Annotated in this window: 24 protein-coding genes and 1 tRNA gene; 9 read left to right on the top strand and 16 right to left on the bottom strand. The window is 54.1% G+C overall.

Translation table 11 applies throughout. From position 1 onward, the window contains the following. Nucleotides 1-384: 384 nt before the first annotated feature. Complete coding sequence (rnk, locus tag BLP78_RS10045) at nucleotides 385-795, top strand: nucleoside diphosphate kinase regulator (protein WP_090458878.1); 411 nt, start codon at nucleotides 385-387, stop codon at nucleotides 793-795. A gap of 384 nt (nucleotides 796-1,179) precedes the next feature. On the opposite strand, the gene BLP78_RS16010 is transcribed toward rnk, so the two are convergent. Next, complete coding sequence (locus BLP78_RS16010) at nucleotides 1,180-1,467, bottom strand: hypothetical protein (protein ID WP_256330206.1); 288 nt, start codon at nucleotides 1,465-1,467, stop codon at nucleotides 1,180-1,182. A gap of 130 nt (nucleotides 1,468-1,597) precedes the next feature. On the opposite strand from BLP78_RS16010, the gene BLP78_RS10040 reads away from it, so the two are divergent. Beyond that, complete coding sequence (locus BLP78_RS10040) at nucleotides 1,598-2,899, top strand: alginate export family protein (RefSeq protein WP_256330205.1); 1,302 nt, start codon at nucleotides 1,598-1,600, stop codon at nucleotides 2,897-2,899. A gap of 235 nt (nucleotides 2,900-3,134) precedes the next feature. Here BLP78_RS10040 and BLP78_RS10035 read toward each other — a convergent pair whose 3' ends face one another. Next, entirely contained in the window at nucleotides 3,135-3,662 is a 528-nt protein-coding gene (locus tag BLP78_RS10035) for an adenine phosphoribosyltransferase (protein WP_090458929.1), read from the bottom strand. A gap of 272 nt (nucleotides 3,663-3,934) precedes the next feature. Here BLP78_RS10035 and BLP78_RS10030 point away from each other — a divergent pair. Continuing rightward, nucleotides 3,935-4,026, top strand: a tRNA-Ser gene (locus BLP78_RS10030). A gap of 257 nt (nucleotides 4,027-4,283) precedes the next feature. Continuing rightward, nucleotides 4,284-4,559: a hypothetical protein gene (locus BLP78_RS15795; RefSeq protein WP_218118955.1), complete on the top strand. Its 276-nt coding sequence runs from the start codon at nucleotides 4,284-4,286 to the stop codon at nucleotides 4,557-4,559. Between the two features lie 27 nt (nucleotides 4,560-4,586). Here BLP78_RS15795 and BLP78_RS10020 read toward each other — a convergent pair whose 3' ends face one another. The 4 genes from BLP78_RS10020 to BLP78_RS10005 form a co-directional block, all read right to left on the bottom strand. Further along, a complete protein-coding gene (locus BLP78_RS10020; RefSeq protein ID WP_090458875.1) occupies nucleotides 4,587-4,913 on the bottom strand; it encodes an addiction module antidote protein in 327 nt (108 codons plus the stop codon). Next, a complete protein-coding gene (locus BLP78_RS10015) occupies nucleotides 4,906-5,262 on the bottom strand; it encodes a type II toxin-antitoxin system RelE/ParE family toxin (protein WP_090458873.1) in 357 nt (118 codons plus the stop codon). The genes BLP78_RS10020 and BLP78_RS10015 overlap by 8 nt, the downstream gene beginning before the upstream one ends. Before the next feature lie 304 nt (nucleotides 5,263-5,566). Further along, nucleotides 5,567-5,968 carry a relaxase/mobilization nuclease domain-containing protein gene (locus tag BLP78_RS15595; protein ID WP_176752839.1) on the bottom strand — a complete coding sequence of 134 codons (402 nt, stop codon included), beginning with the start codon at nucleotides 5,966-5,968 and terminating at the stop codon, nucleotides 5,567-5,569. 239 nt (nucleotides 5,969-6,207) lie between these two features. Continuing rightward, the gene (locus BLP78_RS10005; protein ID WP_090458871.1) at nucleotides 6,208-6,996 is read right to left on the bottom strand and encodes an META domain-containing protein; all 789 of its coding nucleotides are present in this window, start codon (nucleotides 6,994-6,996) and stop codon (nucleotides 6,208-6,210) included. 1,255 nt (nucleotides 6,997-8,251) lie between these two features. On the opposite strand from BLP78_RS10005, the gene BLP78_RS10000 reads away from it, so the two are divergent. Beyond that, on the top strand, nucleotides 8,252-11,434 hold the full coding sequence (locus BLP78_RS10000; protein WP_090458870.1) for an efflux RND transporter permease subunit: 3,183 nt from the start codon (nucleotides 8,252-8,254) through the stop codon (nucleotides 11,432-11,434). Then, a complete protein-coding gene (locus BLP78_RS09995; RefSeq protein ID WP_256330204.1) occupies nucleotides 11,424-12,689 on the top strand; it encodes an efflux RND transporter periplasmic adaptor subunit in 1,266 nt (421 codons plus the stop codon). The genes BLP78_RS10000 and BLP78_RS09995 overlap by 11 nt, the downstream gene beginning before the upstream one ends. Nucleotides 12,690-12,790: 101 nt before the next feature. Here BLP78_RS09995 and BLP78_RS09990 read toward each other — a convergent pair whose 3' ends face one another. After that, nucleotides 12,791-13,582, bottom strand: coding sequence for a dienelactone hydrolase family protein (locus BLP78_RS09990; protein ID WP_090458867.1), 792 nt, complete (start codon nucleotides 13,580-13,582; stop codon nucleotides 12,791-12,793). 105 nt (nucleotides 13,583-13,687) lie between these two features. On the opposite strand from BLP78_RS09990, the gene BLP78_RS09985 reads away from it, so the two are divergent. After that, nucleotides 13,688-14,641: an acetyltransferase gene (locus tag BLP78_RS09985; protein WP_090458865.1), complete on the top strand. Its 954-nt coding sequence runs from the start codon at nucleotides 13,688-13,690 to the stop codon at nucleotides 14,639-14,641. Nucleotides 14,642-14,737: 96 nt separating this feature from the next. Then, a complete protein-coding gene (locus tag BLP78_RS09980) occupies nucleotides 14,738-16,366 on the top strand; it encodes a bifunctional aminoglycoside phosphotransferase/ATP-binding protein (protein ID WP_090458864.1) in 1,629 nt (542 codons plus the stop codon). Between the two features lie 36 nt (nucleotides 16,367-16,402). Here BLP78_RS09980 and BLP78_RS09975 read toward each other — a convergent pair whose 3' ends face one another. The 4 genes from BLP78_RS09975 to BLP78_RS09960 all read right to left on the bottom strand — a co-directional run bounded on the left by BLP78_RS09975 (nucleotide 16,403) and on the right by BLP78_RS09960 (nucleotide 19,619). Continuing rightward, nucleotides 16,403-17,770 carry a nicotinate phosphoribosyltransferase gene (locus tag BLP78_RS09975; protein WP_090458862.1) on the bottom strand — a complete coding sequence of 456 codons (1,368 nt, stop codon included), beginning with the start codon at nucleotides 17,768-17,770 and terminating at the stop codon, nucleotides 16,403-16,405. Continuing rightward, nucleotides 17,767-18,351, bottom strand: a complete 585-nt coding sequence (locus tag BLP78_RS09970) for an isochorismatase family protein (protein WP_090458861.1) — start codon at nucleotides 18,349-18,351, stop codon at nucleotides 17,767-17,769. Before BLP78_RS09970 ends, BLP78_RS09975 begins: the two co-directional genes overlap by 4 nt. A 139-nt stretch (nucleotides 18,352-18,490) precedes the next feature. After that, nucleotides 18,491-19,066, bottom strand: coding sequence for an HPF/RaiA family ribosome-associated protein (locus BLP78_RS09965; RefSeq protein ID WP_090458859.1), 576 nt, complete (start codon nucleotides 19,064-19,066; stop codon nucleotides 18,491-18,493). Nucleotides 19,067-19,172: 106 nt separating this feature from the next. Continuing rightward, entirely contained in the window at nucleotides 19,173-19,619 is a 447-nt protein-coding gene (locus BLP78_RS09960) for a universal stress protein (protein ID WP_090458857.1), read from the bottom strand. A gap of 681 nt (nucleotides 19,620-20,300) precedes the next feature. Between BLP78_RS09960 and BLP78_RS09955 the strand changes: the two genes are divergently transcribed. After that, nucleotides 20,301-20,801 (top strand): hypothetical protein, encoded by a 501-nt coding sequence (locus tag BLP78_RS09955; protein ID WP_090458855.1) that lies wholly within the window; start codon nucleotides 20,301-20,303, stop codon nucleotides 20,799-20,801. A gap of 193 nt (nucleotides 20,802-20,994) precedes the next feature. Here the strand turns inward: BLP78_RS09955 and BLP78_RS09950 are convergent, their stop codons facing one another. The 5 genes from BLP78_RS09950 to BLP78_RS09930 form a co-directional block, all read right to left on the bottom strand. Then, nucleotides 20,995-21,549 carry a YMGG-like glycine zipper-containing protein gene (locus BLP78_RS09950; RefSeq protein WP_090458853.1) on the bottom strand — a complete coding sequence of 185 codons (555 nt, stop codon included), beginning with the start codon at nucleotides 21,547-21,549 and terminating at the stop codon, nucleotides 20,995-20,997. Between the two features lie 402 nt (nucleotides 21,550-21,951). Then, complete coding sequence (locus BLP78_RS09945) at nucleotides 21,952-22,524, bottom strand: hypothetical protein (protein ID WP_090458851.1); 573 nt, start codon at nucleotides 22,522-22,524, stop codon at nucleotides 21,952-21,954. Nucleotides 22,525-22,774: 250 nt separating this feature from the next. Beyond that, nucleotides 22,775-23,185, bottom strand: coding sequence for a hypothetical protein (locus BLP78_RS09940; RefSeq protein ID WP_090458849.1), 411 nt, complete (start codon nucleotides 23,183-23,185; stop codon nucleotides 22,775-22,777). Nucleotides 23,186-23,515: 330 nt separating this feature from the next. After that, nucleotides 23,516-23,743, bottom strand: a complete 228-nt coding sequence (gene nrtS / locus BLP78_RS09935; RefSeq protein ID WP_090458927.1) for a nitrate/nitrite transporter NrtS — start codon at nucleotides 23,741-23,743, stop codon at nucleotides 23,516-23,518. A 151-nt stretch (nucleotides 23,744-23,894) separates the two neighbouring features. Continuing rightward, entirely contained in the window at nucleotides 23,895-25,163 is a 1,269-nt protein-coding gene (locus tag BLP78_RS09930) for an ADP-ribosylglycohydrolase family protein (protein ID WP_256330203.1), read from the bottom strand. Nucleotides 25,164-25,363 lie beyond the last annotated feature (200 nt).

Below are 25,363 nucleotides of genomic sequence, written 5' to 3'. Positions count from 1 at the left end.
ATTCTGATCGCGTGGGAACGCGATATCGGCAACGCGAACGCATATCCTGAAGAAATCATATTTGCTGGACCGAACGAGGCAAATCACCGGCATTGGCAGGCAGAGCACCGCTGAGCAATATTGATGCCATTTGGTGTAGAATGTATGTCTTCCTTTCCAAATCGGGTTATCACATTTGGATCGCCGGTAGGTGCACCAGCGCGATATACCTGAGGTAAGGCGTCGCACTAATCTGTACGGCGCCGGTCAAACAGATAACGAAAAGCCCAGTCGCATTAATTCCTTGGCCGTGGCGTGGGCCTCAACGATTCTCACGCAAATCGGCTAGGGTAAACTATTGCCTTGATAACCTGAATCGAAATCCAAACTTGAAATGAGGGTGAAATGAATAGCAGACCGCAAGTTGTACTAACGTCTCAGGATCTGGACCGGCTAGAAGCTTTGCTCGAGACCCTTCCAGCCAACGCTTTTCCCGCCAAGGAATTGCGCGCCGAGCTTGATCGCTCTGAAATCGTCGAGCCCGAGCAGATACCGCCGTCCGTGGTAACCATGAATTCAACCGTGCGCTTCAGTATCGATTCCTCCGGCGAGGACTTCTGCCTGACTCTGGTCTATCCCAAAGACGTTGACGGCTCCGGCGACAGGATATCCATCCTCGCACCGGTAGGCAGCGCCCTCCTGGGCCTCTCCACCGGGGATGAAATAGAGTGGCCCCGGCCAGGTGGAGGCATGATAAAGGTACGGATAGTGGAAATCGTCTACCAACCGGAACGCGAAGGAAAATTCTACCGTTAGCGCCCTGGAGCGGCGCCCCGAATAGAATCAGAAGAAAGCAATAGGCGCCGATAGACGGGCGGCAATAAATGCAGCGATTGCGCCGTATGTCAGCCTTTACTTCAAACGCACCTCCATCGACGCCTGACCGATCCGCTGGATAACTGTTCATTTTTATCCAGTGGAGGAAGGTCGCATAGGGCGGCTCATTCACCTGCTTGACCCATCAGTCATACTCGCAGTCGGATTGATTTATTCGTACGGCCGTAATGCGCTGCGCTTATTGCCGCCCTGCGCCTTGCTATGCCTTGCTGAAACTGAAATGACCCTGCGGAAACCTTAGAGTCCGGTGGGAAAAGTGTAGCCTGTCAATCGCTCAGCTGTTCAAAGGCTGCCCCGATTCTGCTATAGTCGCGGCCAATTTTTAACCCGGAAATTCACAATAACCTCCACTATGACCTTGATCAGTTCCCCGGCTTCGGTAGCCACAAGCGCGGCCGTGCCAAAGATGCTTTCCATTCTAACCACACCACTCGCGCGCGCACCCTTATTGAAACTCTGCCTCGGGGCAAGCGCGCTGAGTTTGACGCTCCAAGTGTGGGCGGCGGATTCCCTATCGACCGGCAGTACTGCAATGGCACCGGCTACTGCGTCAGCTTCAGCGACTTCGGCAACCTCGGCGGGCCCAACCATCACCGCTCCGTCGCGTCCCGGCCTGTTCTCGATAGCGCCATCCGGGCCGGGATATTACTCGCTCCTGGATCATGTCACCGGCAATCAACGCCAAGCTCCGCCGGTCTCGCCTTACGCACCCTATGCACTCATGACCACACCGGCCTTCGATATCGATTTCCACTACCTGGAAAAACCAGGGTATGAAAAGGATCTCTTCGACCCCATCAAGCGCATCCATATCGGCAATGACTTTCTGCTGTCTTTTGGGGGCAGCTTCTGGTACCGGTACATGCGGGAATCCGATACCCGCCTGACATCCGCAAATGATAATTACCATTTGATACGCAGCCGGTTCCATGCCGACTTCTGGTATCAGGACCGGGTCCGGCTATTTGCCGAGTTTCTGGATGCACGTAGCTTCGGCCAGGGCCTGACGCCGCTTGCCACGGATGTCAACCGTACGGACATGCTGAATCTTTTTGCGGATATCAAGATTGCCAGCATCAAGGGCGGCCCGGCTTATCTGCGCGTTGGCCGTCAGGAATTGCTCTATGGCTCGCAGAGGCTGATCTCCACCCTGGACTGGGTTAATACGCGACGCACATTTCAAGGTGTGAAGGGCTTCTGGCGAACCCCGACATTCGATCTGGACGCGTTCTGGGTACGCCCGATGGATACGGAAAGAGATGCATTCGATAACTGGGACACGAAACGTGAATTCTTCGGCTTGTGGGGAACATACAAGCCCATGAAAGGCCAACTGGCCGATTTTTATTTCCTGAGCCTGGCCGACAATCGGGATATGGCAATCGGAAGAAATAATGCGAGAGGCAATTCGATCGTGCATACCCTCGGCAGTCGCGTTGCAGGCGACTACAACCGTTTTCTGTACGAGTTGGAAGGCATGTATCAGTTCGGACAGTATTCGAATCAGGACATCTCAGCCTTCGCAGTCGCGTCTGGTGCCGGCTACCATTTCAAGGAAATACCGATGAATCCCCAGTTCTGGCTGCGCTATGACTTCGCCTCCGGGGATAATAACTTGACTGACGGCAGCCGCAACACATTCAATCAGCTTTTCCCTTTCGGAAACTATTACCTGGGCTGGATCGATCGCGTTGGCAGGCAGAATATCCACGATTTCAATGCCCAGATCAATCTTCATCCCCAGCCATGGGCAACTTTCACCGCCCAGTATCACCGGTTCTATCTGGCAAACAAGCGCGACTTTCTATACAACGCAGCAGGCGCCGCTACCTTGCGAGACCCCACAGGCCAATCAGGCAGCTATGTCGGTGATGAAATTGATTTCCGCTTCAATGCTCACGTCGACCGGCATCAGGATATTCTGGTGGGATATTCGAAGTTATTTGCAGGGAATTTTTTGAAGGCAAGAGCACCGGGCGTTTCACCGGGCCTCTTCTATGTTCAGTATAACTTCCGTTTCTAACGGTTAGCCAGGAAACCCACGCAGCAATACGACTGGTGAGGAAAAGATACTTGGCTTCAGGATGAGTAAAAACGTAGGGCGAAATAAGCAAAGCGCATTGCGCCGTATGAAAATATTTGCAGAATCCCCTCGTTCACCAATGTTGAAAATGCCCGTTAAGGGGGAGCGCCTATCCGGCATAGCCGCATAGCGCCCCCGCTATGACCGGGACTATCAAGATATCCAGTGGAGGTACTCAGTCACCCTCAAACTCACATAGGGCAAATACCTTCAGCCCCTGGTTTTCCAGACGTGACCTGCCGCCGATATCCGGCAGGTCGATAACAAAGCAGCACTCCACCACTTCGCCGCCCATTTCCTCTATCAGCTTAGCGGCGGCCTCTGCCGTTCCACCGGTCGCAATGAGATCATCCACGAGTAGCACCCGATCGCCTTTCTGAATCGCATCCACATGAATCTCGATGCGATCGCTCCCGTATTCCAGTTGATAATCCCGGCCACGTGTTTCGGCAGGCAGCTTGCCTTTTTTTCGTACCGGCACAAAGCCTATGCCAAGCTCATAAGCAACCGGCGCTCCGATGATGAAACCTCGCGACTCGATCCCGGCAACCTTGTCGATCTTCACATTTTTATGACGTGCAGCTATTTCCTGAATGGTGGCGCGCAAACCTACCGCGTCTTTCAACAGCGTAGTGATATCCCGAAACATGATGCCTTCATGAGGATAATGCGCGATAGTGCGAATGCGGGATTTAATTTGCATAGGAAGTCCTGTTTTTCTGATTTTAGTTTCTTCGACATTCGGGAAATGTCCTGTCATAGCGTGGTGCTCCGCTATTCGAGGAAAAATGATGAGCTCTCAATTTGGGAAGCGGAACATGTAAACAGCTATAAATTGACAATAACGCAGTTCGCATCATGGTTTTTCGAGGGCAAGCGGCATTAATCCTTTATAATACCGGAAAAGTTGCCGGAAACGCCGTTCTGGTTTATTCTTTGCGCCCCTTGCCGGTTCCGGCAGGTGATTTTGTATTCGGAGAGATGGCCGAGTGGTTTAAGGTACACGCCTGGAAAGCGTGCGTACGGCTCAAACCGTACCGAGGGTTCGAATCCCTCTCTCTCCGCCAATTGAAATCGCTTATTTGTAAGCCCCCCTAATACTTTGAAAGGTAATGGGGTATCAGCGGTTCTAAGTCCTGTATTCCGGTGATATTGAAATCCACCCGGAAATGCGAGTTTAAGCACTGCGCGGCGGTCGCACAATCGCCCGGAACTCCAGAGTTTATGCGGGTTTGAGATAAAATCCAGAGCGGTTCTAAGTGCCGCATCGAATGAACGCATCGGGCGCAGCGATTGCCCGGATTTTTCGACCAGAACGGCTGTGGTGAACGAGTGGGGCGAAATACTTCTTACGTCTAAGGATTCGACCCGTGCGCAAATAGCAGAAATTCCCAAAGCAGCAGAACACATCAGATCCCCGGCACTGGTGCCTGTGTTGCACAAGCTTATGCTGGAAGATGCCGCGCGCAGGAAAAGAGAGTTGGAGGAATGGGCGGCAGCGCGCACGCAAGGTCGTCACATAGAAAGCAGCGCGAGCATGTGCTGGACTATCCGGCTCGCTGTGCCGGTTATCCATGTGCAGGACGCGCGTCGGGCTTAGAGGAAATACAACAGAGGTCTCTGGAGCCTAGATATGCTGGCCGTTGTCGAGCTTTTCCGGCACTAGGCGGTAGCCAAGCGCGTTCATGATCGAATTGACATTATCGAAGCGCGGATTTCCCTTGCTGGATAAAGCATGCTGAATACCTTGGCGCGTCAATCCGGTCTCCTCTGCAATGTTGCTGATGCCTTTCACCTTGGCGATGACGCGCAGGGATGCCAGCAGGGAGGCCGAATCGTGATCCTCCGCATAGGCATCGAAAATTTCGTCAAGGTATGGATCGATCTCCTCGGGGTGGTTGCGGAAATACTCTTCCTCCACATCCCTGAATTGTCGGTATGTCCGTTTAACCATGATCCTCGTACTCCTTCCAATACGCTTTCGCCGCTTGTATGTCCCGCTCCTGGCTGGATTTGTCGCCGCCACACAACAAAACGACGATGCAATCAGCCTCTTCGCCAAAATAGATCCGATAGCCCGGTCCAAAAAATATCCGAAGCTCTGAAACACCTTCGCCGACAGACCGGCAATCGCCAAACAGACCTTGTTCCAGCCTGCCCACACGCGTTAGGATGGAGCGGCGTCCTTTCTGGTCCCGCAGGCCATGGAGCCACTCCGTGAAAGGCTCTTTGCCTCTCGCATCCTGATAGACAATGACTGTTTTTCGTCCTGTAGGCTGCACTGTTTCCTCATCTTTTACCATACCATATGCCAAATATATTTGGCAATAGATTTGTGAAGGGTGTAATTCCTCATATGTGTATGGGGAAAGCCTTCCCCGCTGGAGATAAATTAATTTAACACAGAACCTGCTTCCACCAAGTTATCCCCCAATCTTCCGCACGCCGTTTTACGGCATTTGTGCAGACCGGGTGGTTCCCCCTGACTTGGCTTGGCCTGTTGCCATTCCGCCAACGTAAAGTTAAGCGGATCGCGTGCATGAGATTGCCTAAGTCCTTCTGGCATCGTCCAGCCGTGTTCCAGAAACAATTCACGGGATAAGTCTGTCAATTTGCGTTTGGAAAAGAAAGCTGTACTGCTTTCATTTCATCCATCTTGATTCGTGACCAGACCGCATGGCAATGCCTGCGCCCGTTTTTCTCATGGAATACAATGGCGCGGGGCTGGCCGTTCAGTCCAAGTTTTTCTTCGGCCCGCTCGATGGCCTGCTCGAATGTTTCGGTTTTGCTAAGGAGGCTGCGGCAGCAGTCGAGAATGCCCAAGCTACCGATTGAACATTGCTGAAGCCGCTCATGGTGACGGCTCCCGACCTGTGCACTGGTCTGCAAATAATCGGTACCGACAACGATCCGCTGTATCAGCGCCTGCAACAGGCCGATCAGCCCGGTGCTGCCAATCAAAGTCGCCTCCGGTAGAGTCGGCAACCGCCTGCGATCAAGGGGTGGCACACGCCCGATCGCTTCGATAAACCGTAGCGGGTTGCCATGTCATCGGCGCGATGCATGGAGACGGGCGTTCTGTCATTGATCTGTTTTGCCAGCGCATGCAGGAATTGGCCCCGCCGTCCAGCGTTTGACCTCTTCTGTCATGCTCATGGGTACTTCCCCCATGAAATGATACCTGAACAGATTTTTACCGGGTTAATACACTGACGCTTTACCCTTGCCCGCACGCGCAATGCGCACCATCAGTGCAGATATACTGCCTCGAAACGCGCCAGCGGGGCCATGCGTGCGCGATTCAGTGTGAGATGGTCATCATTGAGTGAATAATTGTCCACAGTGCGCAGAACTTCGTGGAAAGCTGATTCTATGTCCATGCCTGACGGGCACGCCATCATGGTAGAGGCAATCTGGTCGAAGCTGATGCGGGAGGTAGCTTCGTTGAGTTTGTACACAGCGGTAAAGGTGTTGCAGCCGCCGAAGCCGTTCACACGGCTGCCTGCGACCTTGAGGATAAGGTGCGGTTCACGCTGCAGCTCAGGCATGGGCCGGCCGTTCAGTTCGACCAGCTTCCAGTATTTCTCGGTTACGCCGTCGGCGAGTTTGGTCAAGACATAGTGCTCCGCAAGAACCCCAACGATGCGGGAACCATCGAGAGCAAGCTTGGTTAACCGATTCTCGCCCACGAAATAATGCACGGGCTGCCGACCTGCGAGCGTGACGGTGTTGCCCACCTCATTCCATGCGAAGCTGCCCTGCTCAGAGAACACCTCATCGTCCTTGCCGAGGTATTTTGACCACCTGCTGTAAGTACCGCCATTGGTCAGAATAAGGACAGTCTCGATTCCCGCGCAGTCGGCGCAAGGCAGCACGCCGCGATAAACGCCGTTCCAATCGAGCGAATTGCGTGCATTGTGCGCCGGATCGGGATTGACACTGCCCGAGGTGCCAACGGGTGTTGCGCATCCGCCAGCGACCAGCGCCGCAACCGCAACCGCAACCGCAACCATGATGAAAACAGGATGCATCTTCATGACATCACCCCTTTTTTTAAATGTTGGTGCGCGAACGCAACGTGTTGACCAAACAGCATGTGCATGAAATTCTAGCAAAATTCAGGTGTGGGCAAGAGACAACTAATGCCCGGCATAGAGCGGTTCCAAAATGACTGCCTGCCACGGTGGTTCCGTGAACATCGATGAGAGCGGATTCCCTACGGTGCTCTCATACCCAAGTTCGCCCGCTATCCGCTGATCCGCGGGGCAGATATGCGCTGGCCGCCATCATGCAGCGTGAGGCTTGCAGCGCGGCCTGTCTCGTCGACTTCAAAAGTGATTTGAGCATCCACGGCCTTACTAAAGAATTCCCACTCTCCTTCCGGAAAGATCTCGTATCTCTCAGCATCGGATTGCGCAAATAAATGACGGCTGGAAAAAAGAAGTCCAGTTATAACAATTGCACTTCAGGCTAAGGCCTAACGGCTTTTTGCCTATACAAATTTGGCGTCAAACACCGCTTATTATGAACCTGGCACGTGAAAATATTGAGTCACGTTGGCGCTGGTAAAAGCTTGAGATACAAAACATCTGCGACAATTTGCCACATTCCCATAGTGGTAAAAATCAATTATCCTGTCGACAGATATTCTTCTTGAAGCTGAAAACTGCCACGGTGTAACAAGAGTATCTGTAACTGTGTTTTATCTGTTGTCACAAGTAGTCTCGTAGTCGGTTTTAACGTATTACCTTCCTTTACATTTTGGGTTCGTCGCACCTCCCCGCAGTGTTACGAACCCTTTTCTTTTTCAGGTCGAACTTACCCGGTTGATGTTCATTGAACCCACATCCTTTCGGGTCTATCTTTTATCGTGTCCTTAAACATGACCAGGCGAATAGAGCTTTTCTACTGTTTACTACCTACTATCGATAACATGTTTTTTCGATAGCTATCACGATTAATGATAACCACGTCGCCAGGCCTGGCTGCGGATCCGGGGTAGCAACTCCACCGACCTCGCATGTCTAAAACAGAAAAATTGGTTATACTCTTCAGCTGAAACTATCTATTTATTATGGGTACCTTGTCATTTCCCAATCGAGCGGTAGCGACGGCCCAACGGGGCATATCAACCTTGGTCAAGGGAATCCGCCACTCGCACGCTCGCATCCGTATTGTTATGCCATTGCCGCCGTCGCGCCCTTGCTGGCAAACTTGAGGGCTCATTCAGAGATTCCTTGGCAAAAGCGCTTATTTTGACGTACCACACCAAATTTCATTTCGCTATGCCGCATGATTGAGATCGTTCGCGTTGCCTTGCGGCGCCCGTATACTTTCATTGTACTAGCGATCCTTCTCCTGATTATCGGTCCGCTGGCAGCTCTTCGCACGCCAACCGACATCTTCCCGGACATCCGCATTCCGGTAGTTGCGGTGGTGTGGCAATATACCGGCCTGCCGCCGGATGAAATGGCCGGGCGCATCACCACTCTGTTCCAGCGCTCGTTGACAACCACCGTCAACGACATCGAGCACATTGAAGCGAACTCATATGTGGGTTCCGGCGTCGTCAAGATATTCTTTCAGCCAGGTGTGGATATAGCGACGGCCAACGCCCAGGTCACGGCAATCGCTCAAACCGTCGTAAGGCAGATGCCGCTGGGTACGACGCCGCCGCTGATCCTCAATTATAACGCCTCGACAGTGCCGATCCTGCAGCTCGCATTATCCGGAAAAGGCATGTCGGAGCAGTCGCTGTCCGATCTCGCCCTCAACACGGTTCGCACGCGCCTGGTCACCGTGCCGGGTGCCGCGATTCCCTATCCGTACGGCGGCAAGACGCGGCAAATACAGATTGACATGGATCCCTCGGCGCTGCAGGCACGCGGGTTGTCTGCGCAAGACCTGGGCAATGCACTTGCCACGCAGAACCTGATCACCCCGATCGGTACGCAAAAAATAGACTCATTCGAATATACGTTGCAGTTGAACAATGCGGCAACCCTGGTCAATGACCTGGGCGATTTGCCGGTCAAGACTGTCGACGACGCAACGATTTATATCCGCGATGTGGCCAATGTGCGCGATGGCAATGCACCTCAGACCAATATCGTTCATGTCGATGGCGCACGTTCGGTAGTAATGTCGGTACTGAAGAATGGCGTGACTTCGACGCTCTCCATCGTCGCCGGCATCAAGGCGAAGCTCGCCGAGATCAAACCGTCGCTGCCGGAAGAGCTTGAGATCAAGCCGCTTAACGACCAATCGTTGTTTGTGCGGGCCGCAATCAAGGGTGTTGCGTTAGAGGGAACCATTGCAGCGGTGCTGACAAGTATCATGATACTGCTATTTCTCGGCAGCTGGCGCTCGACCCTGATTGTTGCAGTGTCCATTCCGCTGTCGGTTCTCGGCTCGATCATCTGTCTCGCGGCGCTCGGCGAAACCCTCAATATCATGACGCTTGGCGGCCTCGCGCTTGCAGTCGGCATTCTCGTCGATGATGCCACAGTAACTATCGAGAGCATCAACCTGCATCTCGAGCAGGGCAAGGATGTCGAGACGGCGATCATGGATGGCGCGACACAAATCGCAACCCCGGCATTCGTTGCGCTGCTGTGCATCTCTATCGTTTTTGTGCCGATGTTCCTCCTTGAAGGCGTCGCACGCTTCCTGTTCGTACCCATGGCGCTGGCGGTCATTTTTGCGATAGCGTGGTCGTTCATCCTGTCGCGTACGCTAGTGCCGACGATGTCGAAATACCTGCTGCATCCACATGCGCCGCGCAACGAGGGGGAGAAACCGTCGCAGAATTTCCTGGTACGTTTCCAACGCCGCTTCGAAGCGGGTTTCGAACGCCTGCGCGCGGACTATCGGGAATATCTGAGGCTTGCGCTCACACATCGGCGCGTGTTCGTTATCGGTTTTCTTGCGTTCGTGCTTGCCTCATTTTTGCTCCTGCCATTCCTCGGTCGCAATTTCTTTCCCGCGGTCGATAGCGGCCAGATCCTCATGCACGCGCGCACCCAAGTGGGCACGCGTGTGGAGGAGAGCGCGAATCAGTTCGCGGAAATACAGAAAGCAATCCGAAAAATCATTCCGTCGCACGAGATCGGCGCCATGGTTGACAACATCGGCCTTCCGCCCAGCAGCATCAACCTGACCTACAACAATACCGGCGTCATGGGAACGCAGGATGGCGACATCCAGATCGCGCTGAAAGAAGGCCACCAGCCCACTGCCGACTACGTGCGCAGGTTGCGTGAGGAACTTCCGCGCCAATTTCCCGGTGTGACATTCTCGTTTCCGCCGGCTGACATCGTCAGCCAAATCCTGAATTTCGGTTCGCCGGCACCGATCGAACTACAAATCCGTGGTAATGATCTGGATGCGAATTTCGATTACGCCAACTTGGTGCTATCCAGGATACGTATGATCAGCGGCATCGCCGACGTGCGTATTCAACAGTCGCGAAGCCGGCCGATTTTCGATGTCGATGTCGACCGCACGCGCGCGCAGCAGGTCGGTGTCACCATGCAGAATGTCACAAGCGCCCTGGTCGCCAACCTGGCCGGCAGCAGCCAGGTGGCACCGACTTTCTGGCTGAATCCGCAGAATGGCGTACAGTATCCGATCGTGATACAGACGCCCCAGTACCGGCTCGATACACTCGCCGCGCTTGCCAACCTGCCGGTCGGCGGCAGTGCCGGCAACCCACAGGTGCTCGGCGCGCTTGCCAGTTTCACACGCACCAGCGGCAACGCGCTGGTCAGTCAATATGACATCCAGCCTATGGTGCAGATCTTCGCAACTACGCAGGGGCGCGATCTCGGCGCGGTTGCGGTCGAACTTCGCCGCATTCTTGACGATACCGCGAGTCAGGTACCGAAAGCATCGACCGTCAGATTACTTGGTCAGGTACGTACGATGGAAAGCGCGTTCTCGGGCCTGCAGTTTGGCTTGCTCGGTGCAATCGTGCTCATATACCTGTTGATTGTCGTAAACTTCCAATCCTGGACAGACCCGTTCGTCATCATCACCGCGTTGCCGGCTGCGCTTGCCGGCATCGTCTGGATGCTATTCGTGACATTCACTCCGATCTCGGTGCCGGCGTTGACTGGCGCAATCATGTGCATGGGCGTCGCAACCTCGAACAGCGTGCTCATGATCAGCTTCGCGCGCGAGCGTCTCGACGCGATCGGTGATGCGACCGCAGCTGCACTTGATGCTGGATTCGTGCGTTCCCGGCCCGTATTGATGACAGCGTTGGCGATGATCATCGGCATGGTACCGATGGCGCTGGGCTTGGGCGAAGGCGGCGAGCAGAATGCGCCGCTGGGCCGCGCGGTCATCGGCGGCCTGATCTTTGCAACTATCGCAACGCTGATCTTCGTCCCCGTCGTTTTCAGTATCGTACATGAAAAGCACGGCAAGGGTTCTGCCCCAAACCCCGCCGTTGGAGAACTTCGTGCCACCTGAAATGCCTATCAAGGAAGTTTCTCCGCGCAAGCTTCGCGGCGCCGCCATCGTCGCGGCGGTCATCGTTACGATCATCGTCATCACCGGCCTCGTCATGCGGAAATCCGACGACAAGCAGCTTCGCGACTGGACCGACGACCAGGCGATCCCGACCGTTGCCATACTCAAGCCCGGCAAGCGCGGCAATGTCGCCACCCTTGATCTACCCGGTCGCCTGGAGCCCTTTTCAAGCGCGTCGCTGTATGCCCGCGTCAGTGGTTACCTGAAGAGTTGGAAAGTCGACATCGGCAAACCGGTCAAGGTCGGTCAACTGCTCGCCGAGATCGAGACCCCGGATCTCGACCAGCAGTTGCTACAGGGGAAAGCCGATCTCGCCAGCGCAGAGGCGACTGCGGCACTCGCTGAAATTACGGCAAAACGCTGGAAATTGCTGGTGGATTCCAAGTATGTATCGAAGCAGGCTGCCGACGAAAAAATTGCCGATTTCATGACCAAGCAGGCGTTGGCGCAATCCGCTCGGGCGAATGTCGACCGCTTGAAGACGTTGAAGAATTTCGCGCGCATCGTCGCGCCGTTCGATGGCATTGTCACCGCTCGCGGCACCGACATCGGCGCGCTGATCAATGGGGGCAGCGGTAGTGGTGTCGGCATCAGCCCCGGCACTGGCACAGGAAGCGGTGCCGGCAGTACCGGCGGCATGGGCCAGGAACTCTTCCAGATATCGAATACGAAAAGGTTGCGTGTGTATGTCAACGTGCCGCAGACCTACGTACCCAGTATCCGCCCCAATACCCAGGCAAAAATCACGGTGCCCGAACGCCCAGGCCAGAGCTACGTTGCGGCTGTGGCATCTTCGGCCCAGGCGGTCGATATGGCATCAGGCTCGACACTGATGCAGATCCTGGTCGATAACGCGGAAGGCGAACTGCTGCCGGGCGCCTTCGCGAACGTAAGTTTCGAGCTGCCTCACGACGTTGTCGTACTGAGCGTGCCAGCCAGCGCCTTGATGTTCGACAAGGCCGGACTGCGTGTTGCCACGGTGGGCGCCGACAATAAGGTTGTGCTGAAGACAGTCACGATCTTGCGCGATCTCGGCAAGATCATCGAGTTGGGTTCGGGCCTTGCTCCCGACGATCACATCATTGAAAGTCCGCCCGACGGTATCGCCACTGGCGATGCCGTGCGCATCGCCCAACCCGCGAAAAAACCGGATGGCGCGGCGAATACGCGTGGTAACGGCAAGGGCGCTTACTAAATCCGAACTAAGGAATCCGGTACCACACGCTGTATCGCGCGCGAACGCCTAAACCTACACAGGAATTTCTCGATAAAGCCGCGTGCTGCGCACGCCGAATATCACTCCTGCTTGAATATGCCGGCAAGAAAATTTGTTGTTTCGTTCCACGATGCCTTGTCCGCCGCTGCATCGTAAGCGAGCGGAAGGTTGAACTTGCGCCCGTACTCGTCAGCAGCAGGATTGGTGAAGCTGTGCTTGGCGCCAGCGAAAGTCACGACCTTATAATCTGCCCCGGCTTTTTCCATTTCCTGCTTGAAGGCCGCCACTTGCTCCGCCGGAATCATGGGATCGTCGGTACCGGTAAACGAAATGATCCGTGCCCTGACTTCACCCGGTTGCGCGGGATGTTCTGTCGCCAGATTGCCATGGAAGCTGGCCACACCTTTTAAATCCTCGCCCAGGCGAGCCATCTGCAACACCACGCTCCCCCCGAAACAGTAGCCAAGCGCAGCGATATTTTTCGCATCCACGTTTTTTTGTTGCCGCAGGTATTCCATGGCCGCTTCAAAACGTATTTTCGCCAGCGGCAGATTCTTCGCCAATTCACCTGCGAACTTGCCGGCATCATCCGGATGATGAGCCTGCCTGCCCTCGCCATACATATCCAGCGCCAGCGCGGTATAGCCTAATTGCGCCAGCATTTGCGCCCGCTTGCGCGCATAGTCGCCCAACCCACACCATTCATGCACCACCAACACACCGGGACGCTTGCCCTGAATCGCGTCGTCGTAAGCAATATAGCCCTTCAATAATGTGCCATTGGCGCGGTAAGTCACCTCCTTACCCTGCACTTCAGCCTGCGCCATTGAACTCACGAATAACAATATTGTGGTTAATATGATATTTTTCATGGTGAATGATCATCCGAGCGGTTAATCAAAATTCGGCACTGTCAAGAAGTCTAGCTAAGAGTACTATCGATAAATCAAAAAGCGCTTACATTTCCAAGAAATAATATGAACTACGATGTATTCAACGGCGACGCCGACGGGTTATGCGCGCTGCATCAACTTCGGCTGGCGTATCCTGTTAAAGCGGAATTGGTAACCGGGGTCAAGCGCGATATCAAGCTGCTTGACAGGGTGCAGGCCGGTGCCGGTGACTGGGTAACCGTATTCGACATTTCACTGGATAGCAACCGTTCGCGGCTCATGCAGTTATTGGAAGCGGCGGTACATGTCGAGTACTTCGATCATCACTATGCCGGCGAAATACCACGGCACATCAATCTGGTTTCTCATATCGATGTATCCGCCGATGTATGTACCAGCATTCTGGTTGATCGATCCCTGGAAGGGCGGTTCCGCCTTTGGGCTGTTGTTGCTGCCTTTGGCGATAATCTCGGGCAAAGCACCCGCTCACTTGTGGGGTCGATGGGACTCGCCGAATCACAAATAGAACAGCTGGCAGGCCTGGGAAAATACCTGAATTACAATGGCTACGGCGATAGCGTGGATGACTTGCATTTTCATCCGGCCAAGCTTTATGAAGAAATGAAGCCGTATCCTGATCCATTCGATTTTATTGCCAGGTCAACTGCCTTCAATCTGCTCGCAGCGGGATTTCGCGATGATATGGCCATGGCAGGTTCATTGCTTCCGTTGTCCGAGGAACCCTGTCATGCTGCTTATTTGCTGCCCGACGCACCTTGGGCAAGGCGCGTGGTGGGCGTCTTTGCAAACAGACTGGCCACCGATCACCCCTCTCGCGCGCATGCGGTGATTACACCAACTCGCCATGGAGACTATGCCGTCAGTGTGCGTGCGCCGATAGCAAAGCCAGAGGGCGCAGACATGCTTTGCATGAAGTTTGAGACTGGAGGTGGGCGTAAAGCGGCGGCAGGCATTAACCGTCTGCCAATGGATGAGCTTGATCGATTTCTCGCGATTTTCGCGGAACAATTTGACTAGCGCTCAGCCGAGCAGATTTACCTCAAGGGATCGAGCCCTGCATAGGCTCATGACATAGTCTGGATCGTCTGATTTCTTCTTAGTCGAAATGGCATCATGACCAATACGTTCAAACAATCGCAGCAGCCTTCCAGGGCTCCATCCACTGACGAGAGTGCTCAACGCGGCCTGGTCAATGCCTTGCTGGACCCCCGCCGCTATCCTCATGCGGTGAAGAACGTGCGGCTGACCGAAACTCACATTTCGTGGGTACTGCTGGCGGGGCGATATGCCTATAAGATAAAAAAATCAGTCGACCTGGGCTTTGTCAATTTTACCAGCCTGGCCTTACGCCGCTATTACTGTGAAGAAGAGATTCGGCTTAACCGCCGCCTGGCGCCGCGGATATATCTCGATGCCGTTCCCATCGGGGGAACGCCGAAAATGCCCGAGTTCAATGCGCAGCCGACTTTAGAATATGCTGTGCGGATGCGACGTTTTGCTTCGTCCAAACAACTGGATCAACTGGTGTCGCGCGGCCAAATCCTGCCGCGTCATATAGATAGTCTCGCCGTAACTATCGCGCATTTTCATGCCAGCCTGCCTGCGGCAGAAGCGGGGTCCGAGTATGGTTCCGCTGCTGCCATATATTCGGCGGTATCGAAAATTTTCGAGCAATTACAAGTTTTGTTGAAGGATAGCAAGGATGAGGCCGGCGTGATCGCACTGCGCGACGCCGGCGAGGCTGAATATGCCAAATGCCTGGTTTGGTTCGGACAGCGCCATGCAGGGGGCTTTATTCGCGAATGTCATGGCGATATGCACCTCGGCAATATTGCGCTTATCGGCCAGCAGCCCATTCCCTTCGACGGCATCGAATTCGACCCTGCATTGCGCTGGATCGATGTGGTGAGCGAAGTCGCCTTTACCGTGATGGACTTGCTGCACTGTCAGCGGCCTGATCTCGCTTACCGTTTCCTGAATGCCTATCTGGAAGCCACTGGCGATTATAGCGGTGTATCGGTGCTGCGTTACTATATCTACTACCGTGCCGCAGTGCGTGCCATGGTCAATGCCATCCGCGCCGGACAGGCAAGCCTGCCTCAACGTGCCAAGGGGAAGGCATTGGCAAGCTGTCGCAGTTTTCTTGCTCTGGCTGCGGAACGCATCGCCAAGCGCTGCCCTGGGCTCATCATTACCCATGGCCTGCCGGGGTCAGGCAAGACCACCTTTGCACAGGCAGCACTCGAACGGTTCCAGGCAATACGCATCCGCTCCGACGTGGAGCGCAAGCGTTTATTCGGGTTGTCGCCGCTGGCAGACAGCCGCTCGCAGATAGGCGACATATACGGTGCAGACGCGACACGGCGCACCTATGCCCGCCTCCATGAACTGGCACGGGAACTGCTTATTGACGGCGCTTTGGTAATCGTGGACGCGGCTTTTCTCAAACAGCATGAGCGTGAGCTTTTTCGCCAACTCGCACAGGAGCTTGGGACACCGTTTGCCATCGCGTCGCTGCAGGCTGGCGCAGCCACCTTGCGCGCACGCGTCATTCAGCGGCAGAATGACTCGAACGATGCATCTGAAGCTGATCTCGCCGTTCTGGAATCATTGCAGGAAAAGCAGGAAGCGCTATCGCCGCAGGAGCGGCTCCATGCGGTAGCGTTTTTCAATGAGGGTGACAGTTCTGCAACCGATTTGGAGGCATGGAAAAAATTGACTCGATTGCTCTCCAACACATGACGACAGGATATCCCGGCAATTCGAAGGGCCTTGCGTTCACCGGATTATAGCGTCTGGGCTTTGCGCCTCATCCAGATGCTTCGCTAACGCTTGCAACGAGGCGGAAATTCCAACCGGGTAAACCGGAACTACCTCTAGAGTCGCCAAAGGCTTCGGAAGACGGGCATAGTTCTCCAATGTCCGCAGGCGTATCTCATCCAGCGGGGGACTTTCGTTGATACGTCTGCCGGCCTGCATTACCGGCACAATAAGCGGCTCTCCATCATGAGAATCATTTTCCGCCAGCGCGACAATATCGCCCGCCATGAAACCGTTAGCGCTATTATATTTACGATAAACCTGTTTTCGTCCTGGCCAGGTGGCCTTCCCTTCCGAGCGCTTGCGCCGCGCCTTACCGGCGTATTCCTGGAGTTTGTACGCACAATCCAACGAAGGCGCATCGCTGGAAACATCGAGTGCAGTCCCTATACCAAAGCCATCTATTGGCGCAGCAGGCGATGTGTCGGAAGACAACAACGCGCGCAACCGGTATTCATCCAGATTTCCGCTGGCAAAAATAGTCGTCTTTTCCAATCCGCCTTCGTTCAGTATTTCGCGCACCTGTCGGGCATGGGTCGCAAGATCACCGCTATCGAGCCGCACACCTTTGACGTGGATACCACACGCTAGAAGTTTGCGGCCCAGCGCTACTACCTTGGCTGCGGCGGCCTCGGTGTCATAGGTATCGATCAACAGAATCACGTTGTCCGGATGGCAACGTGCAAATTGCTCGAAAGCAGTCGCTTCGTCCTCATGTGCCTGAATGTAGGAATGAGCCAGGGTACCAAACAGTGGGATTCCATACACCGCTCCGGCTAATACGGTAGCAGTACCGGAAAATCCTGCCAGATAGCTCGCCCGCGCGGCAAGCAGCGCCGCCTCTGCCCCATGTGCACGGCGCATGCCAAAATCAACCAGCAACTTGTCTGGTGCAACCAGCACGGAGCGGGCTGCCTTGGAGGCGATCAACGTTTCAAAATGCATCAGATTCATGATGCGCGATTCGACCAGCTGAGCTTGTGGCAGCGTAGCGGTAATCCGCAGGATAGGTTCATCCGGAAAAAAAAGGCTTCCCTCCGGCATGGCTTGAACATCGCCGTTAAAACGAAATTGCTCAAGATAGGCGATAAGAGAAGGTGCGAAACGTGGAGTCAGCCAGGCCAGCTCTTCCGGCGAAAATCTTATGTTTTCGAGAAAATCAAGCACCTGTTCCAGCCCGGCCGCAACCATGAAATTTCGCCCTGGGGCGTGCTTGCGTACGAAAAGCTCAAATACCGCGGTTTCCTCCATGTGCTGCTCAAGATAGCTCTGCAACATCATAAGCTGATAATGGTCAGTCAATAGCGGACTGGAAAGCGGGTTCACGCCGAAATCGCTTCAAAATGGATGGGGACAGCGCCAAGGTGCTCCATTTCTTCAAGCGCATGCAAACCGTCATTCGAGTTTGAATTGATCGCACGAACCGCATCTGTCAGAATGAAAGTCGCGTAGCCAAGCTGCAGGGCATCTTTCACGGTATTGAGCACGCAATACTCCGTCGCGAGCCCTCCGATAAATACGCGCCCGATGCCGGACGATTTCAGTAAAGCATTGAGCGGAGTATCGGTAAAGCCGGAATACGCGTCCTTTTCTTTGGTGGTCGCCTTGGAAATGATGTGTATATCGCAGGGGAACTGAAGGCTGGCGGGAAATGCTGCGCCCGGGCTTGCTGCGACGCAATGAGGCGGCCACGGCCCGCCCTGTCGGATAAAGGAGCAGTGGTCCGGCGGGTGCCAATCGCGAGTTGCGAAAATAGCCAACCCATATGCATGAAAAAGCGCTATGTAACGATTGAGTATCGGAATGATCTCATCGCCGGCAGGCACGGCCAGGCTGCCGCCAGGGAGAAAATCGCTCTGCACGTCCACGAAAATCAGCGCGTCTCCGGCAGCCAGGTTGACTTTCACGCGTCTTGCCCCGGTTCGCGCGGATAACGGCTCATCTTCAAGCTCATTTTCAAATCAGCGCCTTCACCTTTTCGAACAATTCAGCAAGCAGCCGGATTCCGTATTGTTCATTCATGATTCACAGTTTGCTTGTCATTTCTTACTCTTCCTCTTTCTCTCCTTCTCCTTCTCCTCCGGCATGGCGCTTACCCGTGCTCACCCGTTTCGCCTGATAGCCCTCACTGCCGATATCCTCCAGGAACTGTACCTCGCTGCCCGCCGCCAATTGATCAAAATTGACGTTAGCAAGGTTTTCGCGATGAAAATATAGCTCCTGTCCGTCGGGCGTCTCGATGAAACCATACTCCTCCTCTGCAATCAGACGCACTACTTTGCCGCGCATTACAGGCGCATGCGCCTTGATGTCTCCCCGCTGACGGCGGCCGTAATCTTCAAGCTGGCGTTTGGCGGCGCCAAATGCGTCACGCAGCGCAACATACACATCCTCATCTGCCTCTCGGGTCACCACAAGCTCCTTGCCCGGCACAGTAATGTCGAGACGCACATCGAACACGCGACCTTGATGTTTGTGTTTGTGCGGGACCTCGATTACTACACGGCATCCAATGATATTCGAATAAAACGTCTCGAGCTTCTCCGCTTTTTGCCGGATATGGTTTTCCAGTGCTTCAGAATGGGGAACATCGCGTGTCGTGATTTGCAGTTGGAATTTCATGGCTATATCCTCTCGATGATTCATATTGTGCAGCCCGTCAGAGTAAAACCAGACAGTATGGCTTCGTAATGCACTGGTATGATTTTGCATTTACCGGGATCTTGGTCTAAGCGCCGCGAATCAGGAGCACGGGTATATGGGCGGTGCGCACTACTCCTTCGGCGACACTGCCGAACAGTACGCGGCTGAAGCCGGAGCGGCCATGGGTCCCGATGACGATCAAGTCGGCTGGCCAGCGTCCGGCTTCCGCTACGAGTACACTGGCGATGCGATCGCCACCGGCCTCGAGCAGCTTTACCTCCGCTGTCATGCCTGCTTGCCGCGCCAACATTTGTGCTTGTGTCAGTATTTTTTTGCCGATGCTTATTTCTATTTCTTTCATCTCGTCGTAATTGATATAGCTGTTTGCGTCCATAAGATGAATGTCGGCGACCACATGCACCAGTTCCAAGTGCGTACTTTGCTCTTGATGTTGGGCAAACCGGGCGGCTTCCTGTATTGCAAGGTTGGAGGTTGTACTACCGTCAACTGGAACCAGAATATTTTGATACATTGCTATCCCCGGAAACATCATTCCTTGGCACGCTCAGCAGCTGCTTCTGGACCGGAAATGCCGATCCGCGTGTGTTCGAAATGCGATGGAAATTGGGTTGGCAAGACCTGATACTCCTTTGGTAAGCTCATGGTCCGCCGTATTTACCTCACTCGGAACGAATATCCTATTAGTAGCTATAGGAGAACCCACAAGACCTGTCAAGTGTAAATCAAACGTACTGTGCCGATACTGACCCCTCGGTGTTACCGAATGGATCGTGTAAACGCAAGGAAACTGCTCCGCGACAGTCTACCAATATGTTCACAGAGGTCGAACCGTAAAATATTCGCATGCCGAGCCCAAATGCCGACATTGCCGCAATCTTCGAAAAGATCGCTTATCTTTCCGGGATCGGAACAAACACATATACCGTTATTTGATACTGCCGTTTAACTACGAAACTTCCGAATGAGTTCGCGGTGCGAAGATCCGCAGCTTCAACTTCAAGCGTAAAAGCATGGAAGCCGAATATTGACTTTTTTGTCATGCAACCTAAACTGAGGAACATGACATCTTCTTTTACACAAGGTCTGACACAGCAGTTGGGGAAGGTAAATACCAACCAAACTCCACTTTTTTAAAGCGAATCAAGTACCTTCATGCACTGCCATTCGAGCATTCCGCACCGGGGAAAACGCCATGATTCAAAATTCGATTGATATTGCCACTTACGTCAGTCCCAATCTGTCGGCACTTATCGAAAGCCAGGTCAACGATCCGGATGCCGAGCAACCTGCAACGCTCGCTTCGGTACGCGCTTTTATCACGAACCTGTTGCCCGCTTCGTTGAGCGAAGCGGAGCGGTTGCACCATGTCGATATCGACGCATCGCTGCTTGACGAGCTCGACGTACTGATCGAGGAGTTCGGCGATGATGCGCTCGCTATCGACTTTTCCCGCAGCACCGCCAGCGAGCCGCTTTCCCGAGTGATTGAAACTGTGATGAACGACGAGAATCGGGAGAATCCGCCGACACTGGAAACGGTAAGAGACGCCATCGCCTCGGGCCTGCCAGCCAGGCTGGTCGGCGATGGCGTCCTGGAGGACGATGAAGACGACGCCCTGCTTTCGGAGATTGAAGCGCTGATCAGGCGCTACGGCGCTGACTCGCTGGCAGAGGAATTTTTACGCTACGAGTAGCCGCTTAGCCCGGATGTTTCATAAATTCGCGTGATGATTGCGCAGGATTTTGTTTTGTAGGGAGATTTTGTGAAAGAGTGGCGTAGTTATTCATACGCCCGACTGAACGAAATTTTCATACGAAACAAAAGACCAGCAAGGGCGCGCGTCAATTTATGAAATATCCGGGTTAGCAACGGAGTCCACAAGCGCTTCATTGCGGTGGTGGAGGTGGCGGATTACCCGGCGGCGGTGGAGGGGGAGAACGGCGTGAATCGCCTCCCCGGGGTGGTGCACTTATACTCTGACCGGGGCCGCTCACGGACGCATTGTCCATGATCTGGCCGGCTATCGGGACGCGATTACCCTTGGCGTACATACATTGTATATAACCCATATCATAACGTTGCTGATTAATATATCCTGATTCGCTGGCGGTGTTGCTTCCCACAAGCCCCCCGCCCAACAGGCCACTACCCGCGCCAATCGCGGCACCGGTCCCGCCACCCAAAGCCGCGCCAGCCGCCGCACCAAGCCCCGTACCTATGGCAGCGCTTCCTAGCCCGCTGGAAATGGAGGCTTGATTCGGCGTTACCCCACTAACTTGCTCACTGGCATATTGTTTACAGTAGAAGTCGTCATTTCGAAACTGATCGAAGGTTTTACCCGAACCTGGCAGAACCATTACACTGGGACCCGACGGTATGCTCACGCACGCACCCAGCGAGAATGACAACAGTAAAGCGGACCATCTGAGCATGCTATACATGGCGGCGTTCCTTTTAACCTAAATCCGGTAGTTGGACGGGGTGAAGTGTACGGTTTTTGGGGTGCAGGGCAAGGCGCAACGACGCGGAATGCGACCGCGCAGGGCGGAGCAGTGCCTTCCGTAGGAAGGTGCGACCCCGAAGCGGGATGCGGGCGCCCCCTTGCGTGTGGCGCGATCGCGGCATCCCCTGCTCTGCCCGATCCCCGCTTCGCGGGGCCCCTCGGGCGACGCTTCGGGGCGCCGTTCCATTCCAAGAAGTTGCAACGCAGCCATGTGCCCCAAAAACTGTGCAATTCACACCGTAGCGCCCTCACCCGGAAGGTGAGCGTCAAATAATACGGAATATTGTTACTAATCATAATACTGATCTATTAAATGAGCGGTCAACTACCGGATTTAGGTTCATTGATCAGGCGGTCGAGGCGCGACCTGCAACCAGCCCTCGGTGCACGCTTTGACCTCTGGATAATAACCTGCCGGATTCTCGCAGTAATACCAGTAATTGGATTGTAATACGGGCGCCGACGCGGGCGGTACCGTATCCGAACGCTGTATATACACTAACGGCACCGGGGGCACGACAGTTGCAGGGAGCGATGCGTAGTAAGGTGGGTAATAATACGGCGGACCCCAGCCATAACCGTAATAACCCAGACCATAGCCCAAGCCTAACCCCAGGCCCAGGCCGTACCCGCCAAAACCGTATCCATATCCGCGATAACCATAGCCACGGTAATGACCTCCCCAGTGTATTCCTCCGCGATGCGCCCCCATCCACGGGCCGCCTACACCTCCCCCTCCCCTGAAACCTGCTCCCCCGTGGCCGCCCCCAACGTGGCCCCCACCAACGTTTCCATCTCCAAAATGCCCACCTCCCATTTGCCCTCCGCCGACGCCGCCGCGCGCCCACGCCAAACTGCTCGGAATCGAACTCAGCAGGATGACGACAAGGTAGACTGATTGGACCTTTTTCATGAAATTCTCGTGATTGGCCGAAAATTACCCCTAAAAATTGTGCTGTTAATTTTATAAACGCTCAGACTCTGAATTCCCTCGATGTGCCCATCAACTCCCTTATTTTCCCAATGCATACTTCCAATTCATGTGTCGTTTATTAGACTGGACCAAGGCTTTATGAGTTTCCAACACGCACTGACGGTCTCCAACGCCCACTTCGCAAGGCGTCTCTAATCATGGAAAACCTGAAAACCGGTGAGTTGTATTATTACCGCAACCAGAACCCACTGACGTTCCCATCCTTTATAGCAGCACTGACAAGGACATCGTCACCGGCATCCTTGAACTCCAGCTTCCATAAGTAGACCGTGAAACCCTGCTGATTCAACTGGGCCAGAAACTTGGCGGTATAACCTTGCTTGAGGCGGGAGCCGAGAGATTCGCTGATGTTATCGAATATTTCTTCTGTTATACCGGCTTTGAACGCTGGATCCCCGGAGGACATAAAAGCTGCCAATGAATCGGATTGGATAGCCGAAAGCATGTTTTCCATCGTCGTCTCAACCGGCAGTGGAGCTTGGGCGAATGCAACATGCGGCGCGAATCCGAAGAGCAGCATACCGGAAAAAACAAGACGGCTCATGGTGGGAAACAACGATCCAAAAAGAAGCAGTCTCATAAGATTCCTCACTGCATAACGTTGATGGAAGCCGCTTTTGGCGTAAGTTTCAAGCTGATCACTCAGCGTGAGCAACTAATAAACAACAAATGACGCCTCAATCTTTATAGATTATAGACTTTGGGATAGCAAACCATCCTCCATAGCTGAGAACAAACGTAGGGTACCGCTTCCCGCCGGAACGCCAGGCATAGCGAGCTTTGCAGCGCCCAGGACTGATGGGGTGTTCCCGCATGTCGCTCGACTCAGCCCCGAACCCGGGATTAAGCCACGTTAGGTCATCACCATCAGGTCTCAAGTATTGCGGTTTTAATCTCTTGAAGAAAACCGCTAGCCCGTCTTCTTCATTCCTTGTCCGTGGCAACTCACCAGGAATGGAACTACCGGGGTGATGCAGGCCGAAATCCACCGTCCGACCGTCATCGGTTCTCCCAGGAGCAATGGAATTCCCTGATTTATCGCAATAAGGCACGATCCCACCACGACGGTGACCCAATAGGCCACGAACCGTGTATTGCGATCTTCAATAGAACATTTAATCGCACGCAAATGCCGCATTATGGTTTCCTCTCCCACCATGTTTACTCATCCGAATTTCCGGTAAAACTTGTCTTTATACCCACGAAATTATTTTCTCTGGAAATAGTCGCCAGCATCCAGGACCCCGAGACACACTGCGAGCGAAATTACGGCACACATGGAATACCGATCAGATAGCGTTTCCCCGCAGTGCGACGTCTACGAATGCATCAATCTCGACCTTCAATTCGTCGCGAGCAACCAACCCTTTTATCAGATGCTCCGGCAGGTCGTCATTGGCCGCCCCGGCGATCAGCCCCATGATCATGCCCCTGTGGACGCTGTCCCCACCGGCGTTGGCGTTGGCCAAAAGAGATTCCTCCACTCCAAGATCATGTTTCATGATGAGATACAGGAGCAGCGGAAGGCCGTGCTCCGGATAGCACGCAGTTGCAAGAACATGACGTATCACTTCACGCTCGGTATACTGCCGGGCGAATTGCACGACTTCATAAGGCGCATCGTCAAGTGTCACATGAAGCCGCCACATCTCATCTTTCGGGATGTTGCCGGGGCCATTATGCTTGCGATAAGCCGCGAAAAGCGCCTCGCCGGTGATACGAGGCGTGCGTATCGGCCTGGCATGCGCAGAAATGGCCTCGACCGGATCAGCACCGTTTACCAGCGAATTCAAAAGCGGAACAAGGACACCCAGCGCGCTTGCTGCATTTTCGGAACGGTGGGTGAGACACTGATGTTCCATGGCGAACCCAAGCCCTTGATAAGCGCTCTCGACCAGCATTGCAAGAACCATGGGACGTAAAACGCCGCCATGGGAGCCGATAGACCATATGTTGCGCTGCAATTCCGCGCAGGCATGAGGCGGCAAGCCTCGGGAATAATTCTCGAACCATCGCCGGATGTAGATCTCGGTATAGGGATCGCGGTTTTTCCCGGGTGTAGTGAGATGCTTTATAAACCCTTCAAGGAAGTCTTGCGGGTCATAGCGGCCCAACCGTATTACCGAACGCATGAGCACGCGAACCAGGTGGGCAGCAAGCGTGTTCTCCCCAGCCACCAGTCCGTGATGGTAGTGGAAGCGGTTTTCCAGCCGGGGAACGGGGTTGCCATGTTCGCTCTCCTGTTCCGAAGACTGGATAGCCGACTGACTATAACTGGTTTCATAGAAACGGACGTGTTCGTGAAGAATGTCATAGGGACGACCCAGGCGATTTGCGCTGTCAACATCCGGAGAGTATGTCATCCCGACCATGAAGCTTTCAGGATGAGGATGAGGCGCGGCCTCATATTTTTTGATACCACCATTGAAATATTGCTGGATATTACTCAGGCTGTAAAACCAATGCGCGGGCATTGCCAGCGCATCACCGATAAAAAGTCCCCAAAGCGCGTTCCGCATGCGCGTTTCCCGCGCTTCGGCCGTATTGACAGATTTCATGAGATTGAACTCCGATATGCTGCGATGCTGCACCAGTTTTTCTGGCAAATTACGCCGGGTACTGGCGCCCGCCCTACTGCCAATATTATGTAACCATCCATCAAACAGGACAACGCCTCTCTGCCGAAAACTCTCGAAAGGAGATGAATCCAGCGTGCCCGTGATATATATCTCGCCTGTCCTTCACGCTTGAGCTTGAA

The sequence above is a fragment of the Nitrosospira sp. Nsp1 genome, assembly GCF_900100985.1.
GTDB lineage: Bacteria > Pseudomonadota > Gammaproteobacteria > Burkholderiales > Nitrosomonadaceae > Nitrosospira.
Note: the sequence above shows the minus strand (reverse complement) of the source record. Positions and strands in the feature narration are given on the sequence as shown.

What these genes read in the sequence shown, in the direction of transcription:
- rnk (WP_090458878.1), top strand. Translation starts at nt 385, where the DNA reads ATGAATAGCAGACCGCAAGTTGTACTAACGTCTCAGGATCTGGACCGG.
- BLP78_RS16010 (WP_256330206.1), bottom strand. Translation starts at nt 1,467, where the DNA reads ATGGTTGGGCCCGCCGAGGTTGCCGAAGTCGCTGAAGCTGACGCAGTA.
- BLP78_RS10040 (WP_256330205.1), top strand. Translation starts at nt 1,598, where the DNA reads ATGACCACACCGGCCTTCGATATCGATTTCCACTACCTGGAAAAACCA.
- BLP78_RS10035 (WP_090458929.1), bottom strand. Translation starts at nt 3,662, where the DNA reads ATGCAAATTAAATCCCGCATTCGCACTATCGCGCATTATCCTCATGAA.
- BLP78_RS10020 (WP_090458875.1), bottom strand. Translation starts at nt 4,913, where the DNA reads ATGGTTAAACGGACATACCGACAATTCAGGGATGTGGAGGAAGAGTAT.
- BLP78_RS10015 (WP_090458873.1), bottom strand. Translation starts at nt 5,262, where the DNA reads ATGGTAAAAGATGAGGAAACAGTGCAGCCTACAGGACGAAAAACAGTC.
- BLP78_RS10005 (WP_090458871.1), bottom strand. Translation starts at nt 6,996, where the DNA reads ATGAAGATGCATCCTGTTTTCATCATGGTTGCGGTTGCGGTTGCGGTT.
- BLP78_RS10000 (WP_090458870.1), top strand. Translation starts at nt 8,252, where the DNA reads ATGATTGAGATCGTTCGCGTTGCCTTGCGGCGCCCGTATACTTTCATT.
- BLP78_RS09990 (WP_090458867.1), bottom strand. Translation starts at nt 13,582, where the DNA reads ATGAAAAATATCATATTAACCACAATATTGTTATTCGTGAGTTCAATG.
- BLP78_RS09985 (WP_090458865.1), top strand. Translation starts at nt 13,688, where the DNA reads ATGAACTACGATGTATTCAACGGCGACGCCGACGGGTTATGCGCGCTG.
- BLP78_RS09980 (WP_090458864.1), top strand. Translation starts at nt 14,738, where the DNA reads ATGACCAATACGTTCAAACAATCGCAGCAGCCTTCCAGGGCTCCATCC.
- BLP78_RS09965 (WP_090458859.1), bottom strand. Translation starts at nt 19,066, where the DNA reads ATGAAATTCCAACTGCAAATCACGACACGCGATGTTCCCCATTCTGAA.
- BLP78_RS09960 (WP_090458857.1), bottom strand. Translation starts at nt 19,619, where the DNA reads ATGTATCAAAATATTCTGGTTCCAGTTGACGGTAGTACAACCTCCAAC.
- BLP78_RS09955 (WP_090458855.1), top strand. Translation starts at nt 20,301, where the DNA reads ATGATTCAAAATTCGATTGATATTGCCACTTACGTCAGTCCCAATCTG.
- BLP78_RS09950 (WP_090458853.1), bottom strand. Translation starts at nt 21,549, where the DNA reads ATGTATAGCATGCTCAGATGGTCCGCTTTACTGTTGTCATTCTCGCTG.
- BLP78_RS09945 (WP_090458851.1), bottom strand. Translation starts at nt 22,524, where the DNA reads ATGAAAAAGGTCCAATCAGTCTACCTTGTCGTCATCCTGCTGAGTTCG.
- BLP78_RS09940 (WP_090458849.1), bottom strand. Translation starts at nt 23,185, where the DNA reads ATGAGACTGCTTCTTTTTGGATCGTTGTTTCCCACCATGAGCCGTCTT.
- nrtS (WP_090458927.1), bottom strand. Translation starts at nt 23,743, where the DNA reads ATGCGGCATTTGCGTGCGATTAAATGTTCTATTGAAGATCGCAATACA.
- BLP78_RS09930 (WP_256330203.1), bottom strand. Translation starts at nt 25,163, where the DNA reads ATGAAATCTGTCAATACGGCCGAAGCGCGGGAAACGCGCATGCGGAAC.